The organism is Gemmatimonadota bacterium, from assembly GCA_041390105.1.
In the GTDB taxonomy this organism is placed as follows: Bacteria; Gemmatimonadota; Gemmatimonadetes; order Longimicrobiales; family Gaopeijiaceae; genus JAGQIF01.
This window is the reverse complement of record JAWKQO010000004.1, coordinates 383,604-403,388: the sequence shown is the minus strand read 5'-3', so window position 1 is coordinate 403,388 and position 19,785 is coordinate 383,604. Positions and strand designations below refer to the sequence as shown.

Annotated in this window: 16 protein-coding genes; 9 read left to right on the top strand and 7 right to left on the bottom strand. The window is 68.6% G+C overall.

Annotated features, from left to right (window positions below; all coding sequences use genetic code 11):
- Positions 1 to 116 precede the first annotated feature (116 nt).
- Both R3E10_18275 and R3E10_18270 read right to left on the bottom strand, forming a co-directional pair.
- Complete coding sequence (locus tag R3E10_18275) at positions 117 to 1,757, bottom strand: hypothetical protein (GenBank protein ID MEZ4417709.1); 1,641 nt, start codon at positions 1,755 to 1,757, stop codon at positions 117 to 119.
- A gap of 268 nt (positions 1,758 to 2,025) precedes the next feature.
- Complete coding sequence (locus R3E10_18270) at positions 2,026 to 4,365, bottom strand: DUF5916 domain-containing protein (GenBank protein ID MEZ4417708.1); 2,340 nt, start codon at positions 4,363 to 4,365, stop codon at positions 2,026 to 2,028.
- A gap of 156 nt (positions 4,366 to 4,521) precedes the next feature.
- On the opposite strand from R3E10_18270, the gene R3E10_18265 reads away from it, so the two are divergent.
- The 3 genes from R3E10_18265 (at position 4,522) to R3E10_18255 (ending at position 8,070) form a co-directional block, all read left to right on the top strand.
- Positions 4,522 to 6,030 carry an APC family permease gene (locus tag R3E10_18265; GenBank protein MEZ4417707.1) on the top strand — a complete coding sequence of 503 codons (1,509 nt, stop codon included), beginning with the start codon at positions 4,522 to 4,524 and terminating at the stop codon, positions 6,028 to 6,030.
- A 169-nt stretch (positions 6,031 to 6,199) separates the two neighbouring features.
- A complete protein-coding gene (locus R3E10_18260; protein MEZ4417706.1) occupies positions 6,200 to 7,321 on the top strand; it encodes a cytochrome-c peroxidase in 1,122 nt (373 codons plus the stop codon).
- A gap of 53 nt (positions 7,322 to 7,374) precedes the next feature.
- On the top strand, positions 7,375 to 8,070 hold the full coding sequence (locus R3E10_18255) for a ZIP family metal transporter (protein MEZ4417705.1): 696 nt from the start codon (positions 7,375 to 7,377) through the stop codon (positions 8,068 to 8,070).
- Positions 8,071 to 8,095: 25 nt separating this feature from the next.
- On the opposite strand, the gene R3E10_18250 is transcribed toward R3E10_18255, so the two are convergent.
- On the bottom strand, positions 8,096 to 8,596 hold the full coding sequence (locus R3E10_18250; GenBank protein MEZ4417704.1) for a general stress protein: 501 nt from the start codon (positions 8,594 to 8,596) through the stop codon (positions 8,096 to 8,098).
- A 269-nt stretch (positions 8,597 to 8,865) separates the two neighbouring features.
- Between R3E10_18250 and R3E10_18245 the strand changes: the two genes are divergently transcribed.
- The 5 genes from R3E10_18245 (at position 8,866) to R3E10_18225 (ending at position 12,881) form a co-directional block, all read left to right on the top strand.
- On the top strand, positions 8,866 to 9,141 hold the full coding sequence (locus R3E10_18245) for a DUF4342 domain-containing protein (GenBank protein MEZ4417703.1): 276 nt from the start codon (positions 8,866 to 8,868) through the stop codon (positions 9,139 to 9,141).
- Positions 9,138 to 10,037, top strand: a complete 900-nt coding sequence (locus R3E10_18240) for a hypothetical protein (GenBank protein ID MEZ4417702.1) — start codon at positions 9,138 to 9,140, stop codon at positions 10,035 to 10,037. Before R3E10_18245 ends, R3E10_18240 begins: the two co-directional genes overlap by 4 nt.
- 104 nt (positions 10,038 to 10,141) lie before the next feature.
- Positions 10,142 to 11,089 (top strand): L-threonine 3-dehydrogenase, encoded by a 948-nt coding sequence (locus R3E10_18235; protein ID MEZ4417701.1) that lies wholly within the window; start codon positions 10,142 to 10,144, stop codon positions 11,087 to 11,089.
- A gap of 26 nt (positions 11,090 to 11,115) precedes the next feature.
- Positions 11,116 to 12,342 (top strand): aminotransferase class I/II-fold pyridoxal phosphate-dependent enzyme, encoded by a 1,227-nt coding sequence (locus tag R3E10_18230; protein ID MEZ4417700.1) that lies wholly within the window; start codon positions 11,116 to 11,118, stop codon positions 12,340 to 12,342.
- 110 nt (positions 12,343 to 12,452) lie between these two features.
- Positions 12,453 to 12,881 carry a hypothetical protein gene (locus tag R3E10_18225; GenBank protein MEZ4417699.1) on the top strand — a complete coding sequence of 143 codons (429 nt, stop codon included), beginning with the start codon at positions 12,453 to 12,455 and terminating at the stop codon, positions 12,879 to 12,881.
- Positions 12,882 to 12,912: 31 nt separating this feature from the next.
- Here the strand turns inward: R3E10_18225 and R3E10_18220 are convergent, their stop codons facing one another.
- Positions 12,913 to 14,496, bottom strand: coding sequence for a hypothetical protein (locus R3E10_18220; GenBank protein ID MEZ4417698.1), 1,584 nt, complete (start codon positions 14,494 to 14,496; stop codon positions 12,913 to 12,915).
- A gap of 148 nt (positions 14,497 to 14,644) precedes the next feature.
- Here R3E10_18220 and R3E10_18215 point away from each other — a divergent pair, with 148 nt between their 5' ends.
- Positions 14,645 to 16,099: an aldo/keto reductase gene (locus R3E10_18215; protein MEZ4417697.1), complete on the top strand. Its 1,455-nt coding sequence runs from the start codon at positions 14,645 to 14,647 to the stop codon at positions 16,097 to 16,099.
- Positions 16,100 to 16,118: 19 nt separating this feature from the next.
- Here R3E10_18215 and R3E10_18210 read toward each other — a convergent pair whose 3' ends face one another.
- The 3 genes from R3E10_18210 to R3E10_18200 form a co-directional block, all read right to left on the bottom strand.
- The gene (locus tag R3E10_18210) at positions 16,119 to 18,053 is read right to left on the bottom strand and encodes a diguanylate cyclase (protein MEZ4417696.1); all 1,935 of its coding nucleotides are present in this window, start codon (positions 18,051 to 18,053) and stop codon (positions 16,119 to 16,121) included.
- Between the two features lie 80 nt (positions 18,054 to 18,133).
- Positions 18,134 to 18,424 carry a hypothetical protein gene (locus tag R3E10_18205; GenBank protein MEZ4417695.1) on the bottom strand — a complete coding sequence of 97 codons (291 nt, stop codon included), beginning with the start codon at positions 18,422 to 18,424 and terminating at the stop codon, positions 18,134 to 18,136.
- Between the two features lie 26 nt (positions 18,425 to 18,450).
- Positions 18,451 to 19,764, bottom strand: a complete 1,314-nt coding sequence (locus tag R3E10_18200) for an aspartate aminotransferase family protein (GenBank protein MEZ4417694.1) — start codon at positions 19,762 to 19,764, stop codon at positions 18,451 to 18,453.
- Between the last annotated feature and the right edge of the window lie 21 nt (positions 19,765 to 19,785).

Genomic DNA, 19,785 nt, shown 5'->3' with positions numbered 1-19,785 from the left:
ACGCCCCGGCGGTGGACCGACCGATGGGGCCAATCTACCGCAGGGGCGGAGGTCGCGCTCGCCCAGCGGGCGGGCGTGGCGGAGTGACGCCGGCGACGAAGAGATCCGCCTCGCCCTCAATAGGCCGAGGTCTTCACCTCCCCGTCGGCGGTCCGCCAGGCGCGTTCCAGCCTCGCCCGTGCGGCCTTGGCCTCGGCATCCCGGCCCTGGGCGGCCAGGGCCTGCGTCAGCCCCAGAAGGCTCCAGCCGTTCTCGGGGTGCCGCTCCAGATCCGCCCGGAAGACCTGTTCCGCAGCGGCCGGGCGCCCACACTCCAGCAGCACGCGGCCCAGCACCTGGCGGGGGGGCACGGACCACGCGGGCGGCTCGTCGTAGACCAGTCCGTCTTCCAGGGCCACCGCATCTTCCAGGAGCGCCACGGCCTGGTCGGAACGGCCCCCCTCCTGGGCGATCTCTGCCTCGAGCACCAGCTCCGCCAGGCGTAGCACCTTGGCCGCTGGATTCCACCAGATGACCACGGGCTGGACCTCCGGTTCGCCGCTCAACGTGCGCAGGCGCTGCAGTTCGGCGACCGCGTCCGCTACGCGGCCGGTACGGAGCAGCGACAGGCCGCGCGCGAAGTGATGGAAGCCCACCGCGAAGCGCTGGTCGGGCGGGGGGGCCGGCTCGGCGAGCACCTCGGCCCAGAGCCCGAATCGAACCATCATGCGGAGGGGGAGGACCTGGTAGTTCTGCAAGCCGCCCAGCTCCGGGACCGTCGCCATCTCCCGATCGACGGCTGCGACTGCCGCCCGCGCAGCCTCCAACGCTTCCCCACGACGCCCAGCCATCGCCGCGGCGAAGGCCAGGAAGTCGTAGTTGTGCGGGTAGTATGCCATCGGGTAGATCCCGCGCGGCCGCTCGGCGTGGATATAGCGCTCGTCCGCGTGCGTGGCGTGGTGGTTGCGCTCGATCGCGTCGATGTAGCGACCCACGCGGATGAAGATGTGCGCGGGCATGTGCACGATGTGCCCTGCCGACGGCATGAGATCGGGGAGCCGCTCGGCGCAGGGCACGGCGCGCTGGGGATCGCCCTTCTCCACGGCGTGGATGAAGAGGTGGCAAGCGCCGGCGTGAGCGGGGGCGCGCTCGACCACCCGGGCCAGCGTGGAGAGCAGCTCGGACGTACCGGGGCGCGGCGTCAGGTCGGCCTCCCAGTAGTCCCAGGGTGCCAGGTTCATGAGCGCGTCCGCATAGAGGACCTGGGCGTCGTCATCCGCCGGGAAGCGGCGTGCCACCTCTGCCATCGCGATCGCGTAGGCGGAGTCGCGTTGCGCACGATCCGCCAGCGGATCGGGGCCGTAGCGGCGGGAGAGGGCCTCGATGTAGGCCTCTTCCTTTGCGGAGGCGCCGGTGCCCCGTTTGCGAGCGGCCTGGATCGCCTTCCAGGCGAGAGCGCCTCCGGCCGAGTCCATGGCGGCATTGATGTTGGGCCCCGCCGCCAAGGCGATGCCCCACCAGCACATGGCACAGCCGCCCTCCATGCGCAGCGCCTCTTCGAACGAACGGATCGCCTCCGCGTGGTTGAAGCCGTACACGAGTCGGAGGCCCTGATCGAAGTACGCCTGCGCCTCCGTGTTCGTGGTGCTGATGCTGTGGTGATGGTCGCCCAACCCCTCGAAGAGGGGAACGGTGTCCGCGGACGCCGCGCCGGGCGAAGGCGCGGCAGACGCGGGGACTACTCCGGAGAGCAGTGCGAGAAGCAGCAACTCCTGCATCGAGGGACCTCCCGATTCGCAGGTGACGAGTATCCTCAGGTCGTTCGGATCCGGGGGCGATCGCCGTCCGTTGAGCCGGAATGGGCTCGAACGCTCGATCGGCACCCGTTGGACGGAAGGTGCATTCCCTGCCGGTACGGCGCCGCTGGCTGCCGGCGGTGATCCCTCCTGCCATTGGTCAGAGGCGTGCTCCGACCCGTGGGGGGCTCGTGACCCCGTCGTGAGCGCGCCGCGGCTGGGGCGTGGGGGTGCCGTGCGCTCGCCGAGCCTACAAACGCAGAAGGTAGGAGAGCTTGATGAAGAACCCGTCCGTGACCGGGTTCTTGCGCGCGAGCCGGTAGCCGTAGGGACCGTCCATCAGTCGGCTGTAGCCGACGAAGAAGATGGTGCCCGGAGACGGCTCGTACGACAACAAGGCCTGGCCCTGGAAGTCCCCCCGTTCCTCCGCGTCCTGCACGTCTCCGTCGATGAGGAGCGGCTGTCCGGTGACGGGGTGACGGAGAGCGGTGCGTCGTTCCAGGTCGTACTGTGCGATCAAGCGCAGAAAGACCGCGCGCCCGAACTGGTACTGCACGCCCACCCGCGAGATGTGCACCGTGCTGAAGTCGCTGCCGTCGGCGCTGCGGGTCAAATGGGACCAGGTATGGCTGAGGTCGAAGCGCCACGCGTCGTTGGGCGTGAGCTGCAGGGAGGGCGCGAGTTGGATCTCCCACCCCTGCGACCCCTCGTCGTAGAGCGGTACCTCCCGGAAGAAGGAGCGCCCGGTCAGTCGGATGCGGTCTGTGACGCGGACGTTGGGGATGATCGCGACGCCGAAGATGGGCGAGACGGCAGGAGGCGGGGCGAACGGCTGAGCCTGGCCGTTCGAATCCAGCACCTGATAGCCCTCGAAGGCTTCGGGTGGAAAGTCGAACCCTCCGACCCGCAGGACCGCCGTCACGGAGCGCGCACCGCGCAACGCGAGGGAGGGCCAGAACTCGACCTCCCACTCGAACGGCCGCACGCCATCCCAGAAATCGTCGTGCCGGTAGAAGCTGTTCCAGCGGATCTGGCTGCCCCAGCGCTCCAACACGGCGCCCGGTGCCCCGTAGCGTGTGAAACCTCCCACCGCCGTGAGCTCGGTGTCGCCGACCCGGGGGATGAACCCCGAGAGGGCACGGAACTCGGGGTGCGTATCCTCCAGCTTGAACTGGAATGTACTGAAGCGTGAGCTGCGACTGAGGTCCAGCGTTACCATCGGCTTCAGCGCAGGCGCGGTCCCGGTGGTACCCGTGGCGGTCCAGCTTCCGGTCAACTGGGTCTGCAGTGCGTAGCGGCCGCCGAACAACAGGCGCACGTCGGTCGACAGCACGCGATTGTAGACGTCAGAGGTCAGCGTGCGATCCGTGTACAGGAGCCCCAGGGTCGAGCCACTACCCACGTCCCGCCGCAGACGCAGCATGTTGAAGATGGCGTTATCGGAGCCGCCGAACACCGAGGTAGGGCTTTCGTCCACGGCGCCCATGTAGGCGACGCTGAAGTCACCCAACTTGCCTGTCAGCTTGGCTCCTCCGATGGGATCCGCGACGCGCCGCGTGTGCACGAGCCGCTGCGGGGTCAGGAAGATCTCCGTGCCGTCCAGGAAGAACGGGCGCTTCTCGGGGAAGAAGAGCGCGAAACGCTCGTTGACCTGGATCTGGTCCGCGTCCGCCTCCACCTGGGAGAAATCCGGGTAGAGCGTGGCGTCCAGGACCAGATTGGGCGTCAGACCGTAGCGCGCGTTCAGGCCGACCTCGGGGTCGAAGTCACCACGCTGGAACGTGCCGGAGGCGCGGTCGCCGCGGACGCTGCCGGTCATCTCGGGGTTGAGCTGAACCAGGCGCTTGGGATGGATGTCGTGCAGGCCCACCAGCTTCCCGCTTTGAGCCAGCACGCTGGAGATGTCCAGGGTGAGCGGGGCCCAGGACGACTTGAAATCCGTCCGCGTGACGCCACGAGCGATCTGCAGCCCCCAATCCTGCACCGGTCGGTCCGGAAAGCGGATGGACACGTAGGGGATGCGCAGCTCCACGATCCACCCGTCCTCCACGATCCGGCCCTGCGAGTCCCAGATGAAGTCGACGTTGAAGTCCACCTTCGGATTGGTGGGCACACCTCCCGCAGGCGGGAGGCTCTCCAACCAGAGTCCGTCCGTCTGGATGCCGTAGGGGTTGACGAAGAAGGAGTAGGCTTGGCGCTGGTCGTCGAAGGTGTCGAGCATGACGCGGACCCAGTCGTTGCCGAACGAGGAACGGTCACGCTCGGTGAGGAAGGCCAGGATCCCGTCGGGGTCGTCGTCGAAGACATGGAACCCGAAGTAGATGGCGTCCGCCGAATAGAACACCCGCACCTCGGTGTCCTGCGTGGCCGGGATCCCCTCGACGGGGGTGTACTGCGTGAAGCCACCCAGGACGGCGGCCTCGGCCCACTCGGGTTCATCCAACCGTCCGTCCACTGAGATGGAAGGAGCCTCGATCCGTGGCGGGTCCACGGCCAGGCGGCCGTCCCGACCGCTGTAGAACACCGTGTCGGCGGCCGAAGCGCCCCCCGGGGAAGTGGCGAGCGAGAGCGCGAGGACGGACCAGATCATTCGCAGCGGATGGGAGCGAGGCGACCGAGGAAGGGAACGCGGCGGAAGCTAGGGACACCGCCGCCTCCCGACCAGCGAGCGCCGATCCGTCTTGTGGCCCGGACGCCAGAGGCCCAAGGTAACGGCCTTCTTGGACCGCGAGCGCGAGGCACCGCCATGACATCGCACACAAGCGCGCCCGGGCCTGGCCCGGGCACCGGGCTCACACGACAGCTCGGACTGGTGGGCCTCGCGGCCACCGGCATCTGTTCGATGCTGGGCGCGGCGATCAACGTCATCCCCTTCATGATCCAGCGCAGCGTGCCCGGGATCGGACCGTGGGTGTTGCCCGCCTACCTGTTCGCGGCGCTGCCGGCCGTGCTGGCGGCGCTGGCCTACGCGATTCTGGCCTCTGCCATGCCGCGCGCCGGCGGCAGCTACGTGTACGCGAGTCGCGCCACCACCCCCTACCTGGGATTCGTGGCCAGCTTTTCCCAGTGGTTCGGGCTCTGCATCGCCATCGGCGTGGTGTCCTACGTGCTGGTGCCGTTCCTGCGCGACGTGGCGACCGCGCTGTCGTGGTCCGGTGTGGCTGACGCGCTCGACAGCGGCCCGGTACGCGTCGGCGTCGCGCTGGCCTTCCTGTGGACGTTCGTGGCGGTGAACCTGCGCGGCGTTCGACTCTACGAACGTACGCTGGTTCCGCTGATGTTCTTGATGTTCGCTTTGGGAGCCGTGGTCATCGTGGCGGGATTCCTCTTCGACGGAAACGACTTCGTCGCGGCCCTGCAGGCCCGGGAAGGGCGCGGCCTGCCGGACACTCCCGCGGTGCCCTTCCGGCTCGGCCCGTTCATGGCCGCGTCGGCGCTGCTGTTCTCCAGCTTCATCGGGTTCGACTCCATCGCGCAGGCGGGGGGTGAGGCGAAGAACCCAGGACGGAACCTCCCGCTGGCCATCGGCATCGCAGTCGTCACCGTGGGCTCGTTCTACTTCCTGTTCACCGCGGCGGTCTATCACGCTGTCCCCTGGACGTTCGTGGTGACCGAGGCCCAGGTGCGCGACCTCACGGCTCCCGGCCTGTTGGGCTATCTCCTCCCTGCCGGGTGGACCGTGTTGATCGTCGCGGGTGCAGCGGTGGCCCTGATCAACGACCTGCCGGCGATGTTGCTCGCCGTGTCGCGACTCATGTTCGCGTGGGCGGAAGACGGGGTATTCCCCAAGTCCGTCTCTGCCGTCCATGCCCGCTGGCATACACCGCACGTCGCGCTCGTGGCCAGTGGGATCATGGCGACGGGCGGGGTGGTGGGCAGTCACCTCGCGGGCGACTTCTTCCTCGGTGTGGACATTCTGGTCACGTCGATGCTGGTGAACTTCCTGCTCATGTGCGTCTCGGTGCTCACGCTGCCCAAACGCAACCCGGAGCTGGCGAGCCAGGTCACCGTGTTCTCCGCACGGAGCGTGCAGGTGCCGCTCGCAGTGCTCGGCATTCTGTTGTTGGGGACGTTCCTGCTCGTGCACGTCTGGAAGGACCTCAACGCCGACCTGGATGTCTGGTACTTCCACTCCACGCCGCTGTGGCTGGCCGTGATGGCGGTAGGGACGGCGATCTATCTGCGCGAGCGCGCGGCCAGGCGCGCCGAGGGCGTCGACCTCAGGGCGCGCTTCCGCGTGCTTCCGCCGGAGTAGTCCGCCCCACCCGGAGCTTCCGGGCGCCGCCCGCCAAGGACTCCCCACAGGCGGCGTGGTCCGGCGCCCGACAGAGATCCGGGTGCGCAGGGATTATCGTCCAGAAGCTCGAGTCGAACGTGCCTCCCGCGGGGAATCCCCCCGCGGTTCGTGCATTCTGGAGGGTCCCATGTGTCGCCGAATGATCGGACTCGGTCTTGCCCCCCTCGTCCTCGCTCTGTCAGCGTGTGAGCCTCGCGCGGCGCCCCTCGAAGAGGAATCGGCGGAAGCGGCGGCCCCGGCTGCGGAGATCGCTGCTCCCCCCGGGGTTCCTGCCGGCATGTTTGCGCGCATCGGCGAGGCGGATCCCGTGCTCGCGGACAACCCGGCCACGCCCGCCAAGGTCGAGCTGGGCAAGATGCTGTACTTCGAACCCCGCCTCTCGGCCAGCTGGTTGATCAGCTGCAACACCTGCCACAACGTGGGCCTGGCCGGTGTCGACCTGCTCCCGACCTCGGTCGGGCACGGATGGCAGAAGGGCCCCCGTAACGCGCCCACCGTGTTCAATGCTGTCTACAACGTGGCCCAGTTCTGGGATGGTCGCGCGCGAGACCTCGAAGAACAGGCGAAGGGTCCGGTGCAGGCCGCCGTCGAGATGAGCAGCGATCCGGACCGCGTCGTGCGGACGCTGCGGAGCATTCCCGAGTACGGGGAGCGCTTCGCGCAGGCGTTTCCCGCCGATTCCGACCCGGTGACCTTCGACAACATGGCGCGGGCCATCGAGTCCTTCGAGGCGACGCTCCGCACCCCGGATTCGCCGTTCGATCGCTATCTGGGCGGTGACGCCGAGGCGTTGAGTGCCGAGGAGAAGGAAGGGCTCCAACTCTTCCTGTCCAAGGGGTGTGTCTCCTGCCACAACGGTGTGAACGTGGGCGGCCAGGCCTACTTCCCGTTCGGGGTGATGCGGAGCCCCGGAGACGAGATCCGCCCGCCCGCCGATCGAGGGCGTGCACAGGTCACCAACACGGAGGCGGACAACTACGTCTTCCGCGCGCCGTCCCTGCGGAACGTGGAGCTGACGCCCCCGTACTTCCACTCGGGGAGTGTCTCCCACCTGGAGGACGCGGTTCGCGTCATGAGCAGTGCTCAACTCGGTGCGGAGCTGGCTGAACCTGAGATCTTCCGAATCACCGCCTTCCTGAGGACGCTGACGGGCATCCAGCCGGAGATCCGCTACCCGGTGCTGCCGCCTTCGACCGCGGAGACGCCACCACCGGATCTCACGGTGAAACCGGCCTCGGGGACGCACTGAGTCGCGGAGCGGGGGACGTGGTCCTCCTCTGGATTGTGGGCGGAGGTCTGCTGATGAGCGCGATCGCGCTCGTCGGTGGACTCACCGCGCGCTTGGAGGAACGTACCCTCGATCGGCTGATCCTGCCGCTGGTGGCGCTGGCGGCCGGATCGCTGATCGGAGGTGCGCTCTTCCATCTCGTTCCGGCCGCGCTGGTTGCGACAGGCGACCTGGCGGGGGCCATGACCTGGCTCGCCCTGGGATTCGTCTCGTTCCTGGTGCTGGAGCAGGCGCTCCACTTCCACCACTGCCGCCGTCCGTCCCGACGACGGCCGCTCACCTACCTGATCCTGCTGGGCGACGCGCTCCACAACTTCATCGGCGGCTTGGCCGTGGCGGGAACCTTCATCCTCGACGTTCGCCTGGGAGTGATGACGTGGCTGGCGGCGGCCGCGCATGAGGTGCCTCAGGAGCTGGGTGACTTCGGCGTCCTGATCCACGGAGGGTGGCCCCGGCGCTCGGCGCTGCTGTGGAATCTCGCCTCGGGCCTGACCTTCCTGGTCGGCGGCTTGGTGGCCTACTTCGCCGCCCGACACACGGACGTCTCCGCGCTGGTCCCCTTCGCGGCGGGGAACTTTCTCTACATCGGGGCGGCAGATCTCGTCCCGGAGATCAAGGAAGCCGGGGAGACACCTCGTTCCCTGGAAACGCTGGCCGCGTTCGTGATCGGGCTCGGGGCGCTGTGGCTCTTGAGCCGTCTCGGCCTCTGAACGCGGGCGGCGAGGACGGCGGCGCCTACACCGTGTCGTTCTCGTCCAGACGTTCCGCCCCGGTGCGCGTAAGCACGTTCATGGCCACGTCGTGCAGGTCGTCGCTGTGGATGGCGATCAAGGCCGCGCCGTTCACCAGGTCTTCCTGGCTCAGGTCCACGTCGCTTTCCAGCCGACCGAGACCTTCGAGGAGGCCGGAAACCTCTCCGAACGCGCCGCCGACCCACGCGCCTTTGAACGCGGCCGTTAGCGGACCAGCGGCCAACAGCGCCAGACCGGGCGCCGCGATGACGCCGGTCGACACCAATACACCCCCCACGGCTCCGAGGGCTGCACCGATGGCTCCGCCCAGAACCGCCCCGCGTGTCCCCTTGGTGTGATCCTCCACCGGGACGTCGTGGGTCCCGGCTGCTTCCTGCATCACGACGCTGATCTCATCGACGGGCACCCCCGCGTCGACCAGGGCGTGGATCGCCTCCGAGGCCGCCGCCGGGTCGTGATAGATGCCTACGGCCGTGCGGGACATGTCGCTCCTCCTGTTGGGCTGCTTGACCATCACGCAAATCGGTGGTGCAGTCTGTCGGGAAAACGCCCCAGAGCGGGGGCTACGCGCCCCTGTGGAAGGGGCCGGGGAGGTTCCCCGGGCGACGCGCTTGACGCGGTGGGGGGTTCTCCTGGCACGGAGCGCCGCACCCCCCCCGACGGACGGCTCTTCCTGACGTTCCTACAATCCGTGTGTCCCGATTGCGCAAAGGAAAGCATCGGCGCGTCCTGCTCCGGTGCCAAGGAGGCGTTATGGAAACCGTAGAGATTCCGACCGTGGAGATGGAGGAGGAAACGAGGGAGAAGCACCGGGTCAGCGGTGACCGCGTCGTGGCCAAGGTGAAGGAGTTGCTGCACCAGGGAAATGTGCGTCGCCTCATCATCCGCAACGAACAGGACAAGGTTCTGATCGAGGTGCCGCTCACCGTTGGTGTGGTGGGTGCGCTGGTGGCACCGGTCTGGGCAGCCATCGGGGCCATCGCAGCGCTGGTCGCCGACTGCTCGATCGAGGTGGAACGCGAGGGGTGAAGTCTGTGCTGGCCGCGCTGACCCTTCTCCTGGTGCCACTGGCCGCCCTGCACGCGCAAGCTCCCGACAGCGGCGGGGTGCTCATCCGCATCGGAGGGGACGCCACGGTCGCGGAAGGCACACGCGTGGGCGCGCTCGTCGTGGTGGACGGAACGGCTACCGTCGAGGGGAGCGCCGAGTTGGTGGTCGTGGTCCGCGGACACGCGCTGCTGCGCGGTGCCGACATCGGCCACGTCTTCGCGGGCGCGTCGGACGTGCGGCTCGAGGACGGTGCCACCGTGCGTGAGGATGTCGAGCTCGTGCGCTCGACCCTGACGCAGGAAGAGGGCACCGAGGTGCTGGGGCGGGTCCGCAGCGGAGTGGAGCGCCAGGCCATGACCGGCGCCTGGTTCTTCGGTCTCTTCGTTGTCTTGGGTATGGCTGCCCTGGCGTTGGTCGCCGGCCTGCTTCTGGCCGGGCTGGCGCCCGAAGGCGTGCGCTCCGTGGGTACCACATTGGTCGGAAACCTGAAGGCCACGCTGGTGGCGACCGCCTTGGTGTGGCTGGTCCTCCCGATCCTGGGCGTCGCGGTGATGCCCACGGTCGTGGGCCTCCCGGCGGGGCTCGGGGTCTTCCTGGTGGTGTTGCCGGCGCTGGGCTTCGTGGGCTACCTGCTGGCCGGCACCGCCCTGGGAGAAGCCATCCTGCACGCGGTGGATCGGCGTACGGGGACCCGGCCGTTCGCGGGGGCAGCGCTCGGCATCGCCGTCCTGCTGGTGGCGGCTCTGATCCCGATCTTCGGCCAGTTCGTGGCCCCGCTCGCGGGTGCGCTGGGCTCTGGCGCCTGGGTGGTCACGTTGTGGCGGCGCTGGCAGGGCCAGAACCAGACCTACGCAGAGCCGGAGGTGGCGATCTGAGGAGGAGCTGAAGGGCCCACCGATCAAGGGGATGCGGGCCCCCGGCGCCCTCCCTACCTTGCGGGCCGCCCCGCCCGGGGCGGGAGTCCACCTGCGAGGATGAGATGAAGCGGATTCTGGTCACGGGGGCCGGCGGGCAGATCGGCTCGGAGCTGGTCCCCGCCCTACGTGCCCGTTACGGCGAGAACGCCGTGCTCGCCACCGACATCCGGCCACCCGCCGAGCCTTCCGGTGATGGCCTCTTCCAGGTGTTGGACTGCTCCGACGCGGATGCAGTGGCGGGTGCCGTGATGCGGCACCGGGCCGATGCGATCTACCACCTGGCCGCGATCCTCTCGGCGGTGGGGGAGCGGGACCCGCAGCTGGCCTACCGCGTCAACATGGGAACGCTGCTGAGCGTGCTGGAGGTGGCGCGCACGCACGAGTGCGCCGTGTTCACCCCCAGCTCCATCGGTGCCTTCGGCCCCGGGACGCCGCGCGATCCGACGCCCCAGGACACCATCCAGCGTCCAGTCACCATGTACGGCGTGACCAAGGTCGCCGGTGAGTTGCTGTGCGACTACTACCACAGCCGCTTCGGGCTGGATACTCGCGGTGTGCGCTTTCCTGGCCTGATCTCCTACGTGGCTCCTCCCGGCGGGGGGACCACCGACTACGCCGTCGACATCTTCTATCACGCCCTGGAGAAGGGGCACTACACCTGCTTCCTGGGCCCCGATACGCAGTTGGACATGATGTACATGCCGGATGGCATCCGCGCTGCGATCGAGGTGATGGAGGCGGATCCAGCAGGGCTGACGCATCGCAATGCGTTCAACGTGGCCGCCATGCAGTTCACGCCCGAACGCCTGGCCGAGGAGATCCGCAAGCACGTCCCCGGCTTCCGCATCGACTACGCCGTGGACCCCGTGCGCCAGGCGATCGCCGATTCCTGGCCCCGCCGCATCGACGACTCCGCCGCCGCCGCTGAATGGGGTTGGAAGGCGGAGTACGACCTTCCCCGCATGACTGCGGACATGATCGAGAAGCTCCGGGCCAAGCTCGGTCTCTGACCCGCTCCAACCAGGACGACCCCGGTATGCCAACGGACCGACTGTCTCCCGTTCTCGCTGCTCACGTTCAAAGTCTGGAATCCGCAGGTACGGCCAAGGGGGCCGAAGCGGTGGTCCGGGCAGTGCTGCCCGCGGCGGGCGAGCGAGGTCCACGCTTTCTCCTGGAGGGCCAGGGGGACAAGGAGTTCATCCGCATGAACTCCAACTCCTATCTGGGGCTGGGACTGCGGGCCGACGTGATCGCTGCGGAAGAGGAGGCCGCGCGCCAGTTCGGTGCGGGGCCGGGCGCCGTGCGTTTCATCAGCGGCACCTACACCCCGCACGTCGAGCTGGAGAGGCGGCTGGCCTCGTTCCACGGGCGCGACGCGGCCATGATCTTCTCCTCCGCGTACGCCACCGTCGTCTCGACCATCACGCCGCTCGTGACCGACCAGACGGTGCTGATCAGCGACGCGCTCAACCACAACTGCATCATCAACGCCATGCGACTGGCGCGGCCCCTCGACAAGGCCGTCTACGGTCACAACGACGTGGGAGCGCTCGAGCACGCGCTGGCCCGGTTCGCCGCAACGGCCCGGCGAGCCCTGGTGGTCACGGACGGCATCTTCAGCATGCGCGGGGATCACGCGCCTCTGGACCGGATCATGGAGATCTGCGCCCGCCACGATGCTGCGTACGAGGAGAACGTCGTCGTGGTCGTCGACGACTCGCACGGCGTCGGGGCCTTTGGCCGAACGGGGCGGGGGACCGAGGAGTATACCGGGTCGCCCCCGGCCGACGTGCTGGTCGGGACGCTGGGCAAGGCGTTCGGCGTCAACGGCGGATACGTCGCGTCCAACGAGGCGCTCGTCCGCTTTCTGCGCGAGAGCTCCCAGATGTACATCTACTCCAACCCGATCACGCCCGGGGAGGCACGGGCGGCGCTCCGTTCCCTGGAGATCGTGGACAGCGCCGAGGGCTTGGAGCTGCTGAAGCGGCTGCGGGCACTCACGCGGCGCTTCGAGGAGGGCCTGACTCGCATCGGCATCGAAACCATCCCGGGCGAGCACCCTGTGGTGCCCCTCATGATCCGCGACACCGGCCGCACGCGGGACCTGGTCCGCTACCTCTTCGAGCAGGGGGTGCTGGTGACCGGTCTTGCCTATCCCGTTGTGCCCAAGGGAGATGAGGAGATTCGCGCTCAGGTCAACGCAGACCACACCGAGGCGGACATCGACCACGTTCTGGAGCTTCTGGCCGCCTACCCGGGGTAGCAAGGGGGAAGGGGCGTCCGGACCGGAGTGTGCGGATCGTTCTAACGCTGGGACGCCGCTCCCGGGATGAGCGGGTCCGGCACCGTGGGGAACGGGGAGGAGGCGGAGACGTGCGCGAACGAATCGTGGGAATCGTGCTGCTCGTGGGAGCGTGGGCCTGCAGCGGACCGCTGCCATCGCCGGTCGACGCCAGCGACGTTCGCCTGGGGGCGCCCGCCGAGCTGCAGTTGCGCGTGGGACAGGAGCAAAGGGTGCCCGAGAGCGTGTTGCGCGTGGTGCTGGACGAGGTCCTCGAGGATTCCCGCTGCCCGGTGGACGTCACCTGCGTGTGGCAGGGGAATCTGAGGGCCGGCTTCGGAATCGCTGCGGGCAGTGGTCCGACGGTGCCCTTCCAGCTCAACACCGCGGTCGATCCCCGCATCGCCGAGTGGAACGGCGTGCGCGTCACGATCGTTTCGGTGGAGCCGGCACCGCACGAGCGCACGCCGATCGACCCGGCGTCCTACGCGGTCACGATCCGGGTGGAAGGCGCGCACTGACCAAACGGTCGCGTGTAGGGGCGGCGGGCGGCTACTCCCGGTTCACGGGCCGCAGGAAGACCGGCGTGGGGGTGAGCACCATTTCGATCCAGCCCCCTTGGGTGGCCTTCGTGGAGATCTGGGGCTCGCTCTGACCCAGCCGTGTGATCGTGGCTTCGATCTGGACCTCCGGAGCGTCGATCTGGAGACGAACGACCTCGCTCGGGGCGTCGTCCTCGGGTAGGAGCGCCCGCCCCGGTTCGAGCCAGGCCACCCAGACCGGGCCGGCTTCCCCGTCGACCCGGTAGACGCGTGCCGCTGCCGCGGCGCCGTCCACCCGCTCCACCGAGCGGTAGTCTCCCAACACCGCCATGAGTTGACCCAGGGCGTAGTAGGCGGGATAGCGCTCCTGCACGCGGCCGGTGAAGTGGCTGATGCGCAGCGCGCCGCCCCACGCCGCCAACCCGGCGCCTGCCTGGAACGCCTTGAAGGTGGCGAAGCCCAGGTCGTCGACGAACGCCAGGTTGATGAGACGGACGCCCTGTTCGGCGGCGATGATGGCGCGCTGCACGTGATCGGCGGCCACGAACCCTCGTGCCCAGGCCAGGGCCTCGGGGTCGCGGTCCACGAGGCGGCGAAAGAACGCCGCGATCCGGCAGCGATCGGCTTCGGTGGCCGGGGATGTGATCAGGCCCAGATTGGGGCCTTCGCAGGTAGTGGCCGGTCCCCAGGCGATGTAGGACGTGGGCGTGGTGTCGCTGATGACCACCGGTTTGACCCAACCCCGCAGGTCCATCTCGTAGTGCACCCAGCGCATCATGTGCTCGATCTCGTAGGGACTGCCCAGGTTGTGCAGGTTCACGAAGTCGAAGAGGTCGGGTCGATCGAGCACCGCCCGCAGGTCGTCGAGGCCGTGGTGCGTGTCCACTCGCCGGGTCTCCTCCCACACCTGCGCGTAGCCGTCCGGATCACGATGGGCCAAGTCGACCGGTGTGATCAGGAACGCGGCATGGCCTACGCGGACGTCGGCGAAGGCGGCGTGCGCGGCCTGGTAGGCGATGGCCAGCGTCTCCAGATACTCCTCGACCGGTTCCGGCTCGTAACTGGAGAACTCGTTTCCGATCTCGACGAAGCGAACCGGCCAGCGCAACCCGGGCATGTCTCTCTGGCCGTCGCCATCGTAGCGCTCGACCACGTCGTGTACCCAGGCCCGGAAATGCTCTCGGTACTCCGGCTTGGGGCTGGCATTGGTGCTCCGCAGTCGCGAGACGTCCCTCGAGCCCCAAGGACTGTGGGGCTTCAACGACAACGTCAGCTCAGTGAAGCCCTGCGCCTGGTACTCGCGTACGAACAGGTCCATGGTACGGAAGTCGATCGGTCGATCGGGGCCCTTCTGCATCTCGCCCCACGAGACCGCTTCCACGTAGTGCTTCATGCCGGGAAGGCCGGTCTCGGCGAAGGTCGCCGCCATCGAGCGCACCAAGCGGGCGTTGTCGAGCACTGCGTACTCGAGGCCGACCACCAACCGTTCTGGACCCGCGAAGCGTCCTGGTCTCTGCGCACCCAGGGGCGCGCTGGCCGCGAGGGGCAGGAAAGCGCCGAGCGCCAGAAGGGAACGTGGACGTGGGCGGACCATGGGCAGCCTCGGATTCGGATCGTTGCCAGGGATGATCTTCGGCGGGGGCGCGGCGCCAGGCCAGCCGCAACGCGTCCTGCCCTCCCTTGTGTGGGAGTCGGCGGGCACCCCATATGACGGCCTTCGCCCCAGCATGGAGACCGCAGGCATGCTATCCGTTCCTCGCACCGAGCTCGGGCCCGGGCTTTCCGTCACGCGCCTGATCACCGGGCTGTGGCAGATCGCCGATATGGAGCGTGGGGGCGCGCCCGTGGACACCGCTCGCGCTGCCGCGGCCATGCGCGCCTATGCCGCCAAAGGCCTGACCACCTTCGACATGGCGGACCACTACGGCTCCGCCGAGGTGGTGGCGGGCCACCTGCTCGCTCTCGCGGGCGGCCCGACCCTGCAACTGCTCACGAAATGGGTACCGGCGCCCGGGAGCGGCTCGCGGCACACCGTTCGGGAGGCCGTGGAGCGCGCATGCCGCCGTCTGCGAACCGACCAATTGGACCTGCTGCAGTATCACGCCTGGAACTACGCGGACCCGCGCTACCTGGACGACCTCTTCTGGCTGCAGGAGCTGCGTGACGAGGGCCTGATCGCCCATCTGGGGCTCACCAATGTCGACGCGGCACATCTGCGCGTCGTTCGCGCCAGCGGAGTGGAGATCGTCTCCGACCAGGTATGCTGGTCGCTGCTGGACAACCGACCGTCACGGCGACTGGCGCCCTGGTGTGCAGAGAACGGCGTGGGGTTGCTCTGCTACGGGACGGTGGCCGGTGGTTTCCTCAGCGAGCGCTGGTTGGGTGTGGCCGAACCGGACTGGGAGCGGTCGGGGACCTGGTCGCAGATGAAGTACGGACGCTTTCTGCGCGCCGCGGGTGGCTGGCAGGGCCTGCAGCGGTTGCTGGCGGCCGCGCAGGAGGTTGCGCGCCGGCACGGCGTCTCCGTCGCCAATGTGGCGTGTCGGTGGGTGTTGCAGCAGCCCGCGGTCGCGGGGATCATCGTGGGCGCCCGTCTCGGGGAGTCGGAACACATCGAAGAGAACCTGCGCGTCTTCGGATTCGAGTTGGACGCAGCCGATCTGGACCTGCTGAGCGAGGCGCGGGCGACGCTCGCACCGATTCCGGGCGAGCCGGGCGACGAGTATCGCCGGCCGCCGTTCCTGACCGCCTCAGGCGATCTCAGCCACCACCTGGAAGCACTCCCCGCGCCGTTTCCGGTGCGTGAGGGTCCGGGATCGCGTACGCGGGCGTTGACAGGCACGGTCTGGGAGGATCTGGCTGGATTCAGCCGGGCCGTGCGTAAGGGGCCGCGGATCTGGATTTCGGGCACGACGGCGACCCATGGGAATCGACGCATCGGCGGCGACGACCCCGCTGCACAGATGCACTTCGTCATCGACAAGATCGAGGGAGCTCTGCAGTCCCTGGGCGCGAGCCTGGACGACCTCGTGCGCACCCGCGTCTACATCCGCCACGAATCGGACTGGGAGGCGATCTCGCGTGCCCATGGGGAGCGCCTCGGCCACGTGCAGCCGGCCAACACGCTGATCGCGGCCGGCGTGATCGGGGACGGCTATCGGGTCGAGATGGAGGCGGAGGCCGAGCTGGAGGATTGAACCGGAGCAGCCTCCTCGCTCATACGGGTTCCAGCTGGGCTCCCGCCGCCGTCTTCGCGCCACCCCCGGCCGCTTTGGCCAGGTACATCGCGTGGTCCGCCGCGATCAAGGCGTCGGCCAGGGTGGAGCCGCGCTCGCTCAGCTGGGCGATGCCGATGCTGGGTCGGCAGGACACGGTGACGCCTCCCAGCCAGTAGGGCGCATCGGTCACCTCCTGGACGCGCGCCAGCGTAGCCCTGCCGGCGGCACTGTCGACGTCCACAAGCAGCACCACGAACTCGTCTCCGCCGATGCGGGCCAGCAGATCTCCCTGCCGGGTCGCCGACCGGAGCCGGGCCGCGAACTCCTTGAGGAGGCGGTCGCCTGCGGAATGACCGTAGGTGTCGTTGACCGGCTTGAAGCGATCGAGGTCCATGTAGAGGAGCGTGTGCACGCCGCCCGCACGTCGCGAAGGCAGCGGGATGCCCCCGAACTCGCGCTCCAGACCCCGCCGGTTGAGGAGCCGCGTCAACGGGTCGTAGAAGGCCACCTCTTCCATCTCCTGCTGCCGCCGCCGCTCCTCGGTGATCTCCACGAAGGTCACGGTGAGTTCGTTCCCGACCGGAGACACGAAGATCCGGAACCAGAGTGGATCCTCCGCCTCTCCCTGCACCGGAACCTCGAGCTGCTCCGCTGCGCCGAGTTCCACCGCGCGACGAAGGATGGGCAGCACCTGGGGTCCAACGGCGGGGAGCGCCTCCAGCGCCCGGGCCCCCGCCAGCGCATCCTGGTCGATGCCGAGGTAGGCGGCGGCGGCCGGATTGGCGAAGGTGCACTCGAAGTCGACGATGCCCGACGCATCGCGCACGGGGCGGATGCGCAGGATGCCGTTCGGAGAGACGTCGACGATGCTCTTGAGCGTGGCCTCCTGACGTCTGCGGTCGGTTACGTCGCGGACCAGCACTGTGCGCCCGCGATGATTGCCACTGGCGTCGTGCACGGGCGAGAGGTGGAACTCGTACCGCCGGCCCTCACGGGTGGAGACCTCCTCCACGATCTCGCCGGGGAGCTGGAACAGCTCCTGGATGGCGGGCTCGTCCCCGAAGACCGAGGAGAGTCGGGCCCCGATGCGCGCGTGCTTCGGATCGGCCACCAATGCGCATGCGGCCGGGTTCAACTCCAGGATGACGTCGCGCTCATCCGCAACGAACACGCCGTCCGACATCGCGTTCAGGATGCGACGCTGGGCCACGTGGCGGAACGGCACCAACTCCATCTGTGCGAACACCCAGAGGAAGAGCACGCTGGAGAGCGCGATGGCGATGGCCGTGGGGCTGACCCGGAACGTGTCGTCCCCCACGACCGTCACGATGTTGATGACGAACGTCCCGGTGAGTGCCAGGAGCAGCGCTGCGGCGTGCAGTCGTCCCAAGCGTGGCCCACTGTCGGTGGGTACCTGGGTTCCGAACAGAGCCGCCCGCAGCAGAAAGACCTCGGCTACCGTGACCAGCCCCCAGTGGTAGGGCACGTGCATCCACGTGAACCAAGGTCCCCAGTCGGCCCGGATGGTGAGGTTGCCGTCGGGACCCATCGGGGGATGAGCCCACATCAGCTCGTGCCAGGGGTTGGTCCAGATCAAGAGGGCGGAGATGAGCGGCACGATGGCCAGGCGGGCGACCGTCCCGACGGGGATGGGTCGGGCCCGCGTGTAGAAGGCCACGAACACCAGGATGGCCAGGGGCGTGAAGCAGGCCCCCAGGTAGGCGACGTTGATCGCCAGGAGCTGGCCCCGGAACGTCGTGGCCAGCGCGGAGGCCAGCGCCCCCGCCACCCAGGTGAAGCAGGTCCCCATGGCGAAGGCCGTGGGACCGGCCCCGTGGGCTCGTCGGTGCCGGAGCAGCACCCAGGCCATGACGCTGTAGAAGACGCTGCCGAAGAGCAGCGCCACAAGAGGGCCTTGGGTCTGAGGGGGCACGTCCTGTCCTTCCTTGGTCCGGAGCCGTAAACCGCCGGGGAAAGGGCAGAAAACGTGCCATCTCGTGCACTGCGAGGGGGTTAACGGCCTCCGGCCCGGGCAGCTCTCAGAAAGCGGCGCGCCAGCTGTGCGACCCGGTCCCGACCGCCTTCCTCCGCCTCCGCCAGAATCGCCTCCATGGGGCCGATGAGGGCGGGCTCACCCCATCGGTAGCCCGTGGCGCGTTCGGCGCTCGACGAATTCCCCACGTTGGCGCCCTCCAGGAGGGCCCAGGCCGCCGCCTCGTCGTAGTAGGGCGAACTCCGTTCCGGCAGGGAGTATCTCGGTTCCGCCTCCCCTCCGGCGTCCTCGTTGACGAAGGCTCGGGACATCGGCTCCGGGGCCGCAGGCCGGCCGCCTAGCGGCCCACGCGCGCGCAGGCCCGCTCCAGCCTGCGGATCCCCTCGGCCATCTCGTCCTCGCTCACCAGGAGGGAGGGACCGATGCGGATGACCTGACCCCAATGTCCACCCAGCCCGATCAACAGGCCCTCGGCCTTGGCCGCTTCGAGGAGGGCCTTGGCACGGGTGGTGTCTGCCGCCTTGGTGTCGCGGTCCTGGACGAGGTCCATCGCCTGCATCAGTCCCAGACCGCGCACGTCGCCGATCCACTCGTATTCGGCGGAGAGGCCTTCCAGAGCCGTGCGCAACTGGGCGCCCCTCTCGGCCGCGCGCGTAGGCACGTCCTCCTCCCGCATCACGTCCAGCGTTGCCACCGCGGCGGCCATGGAGATCGGATTGCCACCGAAGGTGGAGATGGTCTTGCCCTTCCAGGATTCCGCGATCTCGGGGCGGGTCATGGTGGCGGCCGCCGGATATCCGCCGGCGATGCCCTTGGCCATCACCATGATGTCCGGCTCCACGCCCCAATGCTCGATCCCGAACCAGTGCGTCCCGCAACGCCCGAAGCCCGCCTGCACCTCATCGACGATGAGCAGTCCGCCGTAGCCATGGATGATGTCAGCAGCCAGCTTGAAATAGCGCTGCGGAGGGACGGTGTAGCCGGCCACGCCCTGGATGGTCTCGGCGATGAACGCGGCGGGACGCCCATTCGTCGTCGTGCGGATCACCTCGTCGAGATCGCGGGCGAAGTACTCGGCCAGCGCGTCTTCGTCGTCGGTCGGTAGCGCGCAACGATAGCGGTCGGGCGCGATCGCGTGATGGATCCCAGCGACCTGCGTGGCCAGCGGCCGCCAGGATGCGTGCGCGGTGACGTTGGCTGCCAGCGAGCTGCGTCCGTGGTAGCTCATCCGCAGCGCCACGATCTCCGAGCGGCCCGTGTGGATACAGGCGAGTGCCAGCGCGGTCTCGATCGCTTCCGTTCCCGAGTTCGTGAAGAAGGTGCGGCTCAGACGGCCGGGGGTGATGGCCGTCAGGCGCCGGGCCGCCTCGACCTGGGGCTCGCTCACGTACAGCGTCGAGGTGTGACCGAGGCGGGCGGCCTGTTGCTGGACCGCCCCCACCAGGCGGGGGTGACAGTGGCCGATCGACGTCGAGAGGATGCCCGAAAACAGATCGAGATACTCGGTGCCGTCCGCGTCACGCACCCAGACGCCCTGGCCCTCGCTCATGACGATGGGCTCCTCGTACAGCGGCGTGACACACGGAAACAGATGGGTCCGGTGCGCGTGCAGGATCTCGGCGGAGGCGGAGGTGGCGGCGGGAGCGTTCATGGTCCTCGGATCGGAAAGGCG

Excerpts from the sequence above, each read along its gene's own strand:
- R3E10_18275 (MEZ4417709.1), bottom strand. The coding sequence starts at position 1,757 with ATGCAGGAGTTGCTGCTTCTCGCACTGCTCTCCGGAGTAGTCCCCGCG.
- R3E10_18270 (MEZ4417708.1), bottom strand. The coding sequence starts at position 4,365 with ATGATCTGGTCCGTCCTCGCGCTCTCGCTCGCCACTTCCCCGGGGGGC.
- R3E10_18265 (MEZ4417707.1), top strand. The coding sequence starts at position 4,522 with ATGACATCGCACACAAGCGCGCCCGGGCCTGGCCCGGGCACCGGGCTC.
- R3E10_18260 (MEZ4417706.1), top strand. The coding sequence starts at position 6,200 with ATGTGTCGCCGAATGATCGGACTCGGTCTTGCCCCCCTCGTCCTCGCT.
- R3E10_18255 (MEZ4417705.1), top strand. The coding sequence starts at position 7,375 with ATGAGCGCGATCGCGCTCGTCGGTGGACTCACCGCGCGCTTGGAGGAA.
- R3E10_18250 (MEZ4417704.1), bottom strand. The coding sequence starts at position 8,596 with ATGTCCCGCACGGCCGTAGGCATCTATCACGACCCGGCGGCGGCCTCG.
- R3E10_18245 (MEZ4417703.1), top strand. The coding sequence starts at position 8,866 with ATGGAAACCGTAGAGATTCCGACCGTGGAGATGGAGGAGGAAACGAGG.
- R3E10_18235 (MEZ4417701.1), top strand. The coding sequence starts at position 10,142 with ATGAAGCGGATTCTGGTCACGGGGGCCGGCGGGCAGATCGGCTCGGAG.
- R3E10_18230 (MEZ4417700.1), top strand. The coding sequence starts at position 11,116 with ATGCCAACGGACCGACTGTCTCCCGTTCTCGCTGCTCACGTTCAAAGT.
- R3E10_18220 (MEZ4417698.1), bottom strand. The coding sequence starts at position 14,496 with ATGGTCCGCCCACGTCCACGTTCCCTTCTGGCGCTCGGCGCTTTCCTG.
- R3E10_18215 (MEZ4417697.1), top strand. The coding sequence starts at position 14,645 with ATGCTATCCGTTCCTCGCACCGAGCTCGGGCCCGGGCTTTCCGTCACG.
- R3E10_18205 (MEZ4417695.1), bottom strand. The coding sequence starts at position 18,424 with ATGTCCCGAGCCTTCGTCAACGAGGACGCCGGAGGGGAGGCGGAACCG.
- R3E10_18200 (MEZ4417694.1), bottom strand. The coding sequence starts at position 19,764 with ATGAACGCTCCCGCCGCCACCTCCGCCTCCGCCGAGATCCTGCACGCG.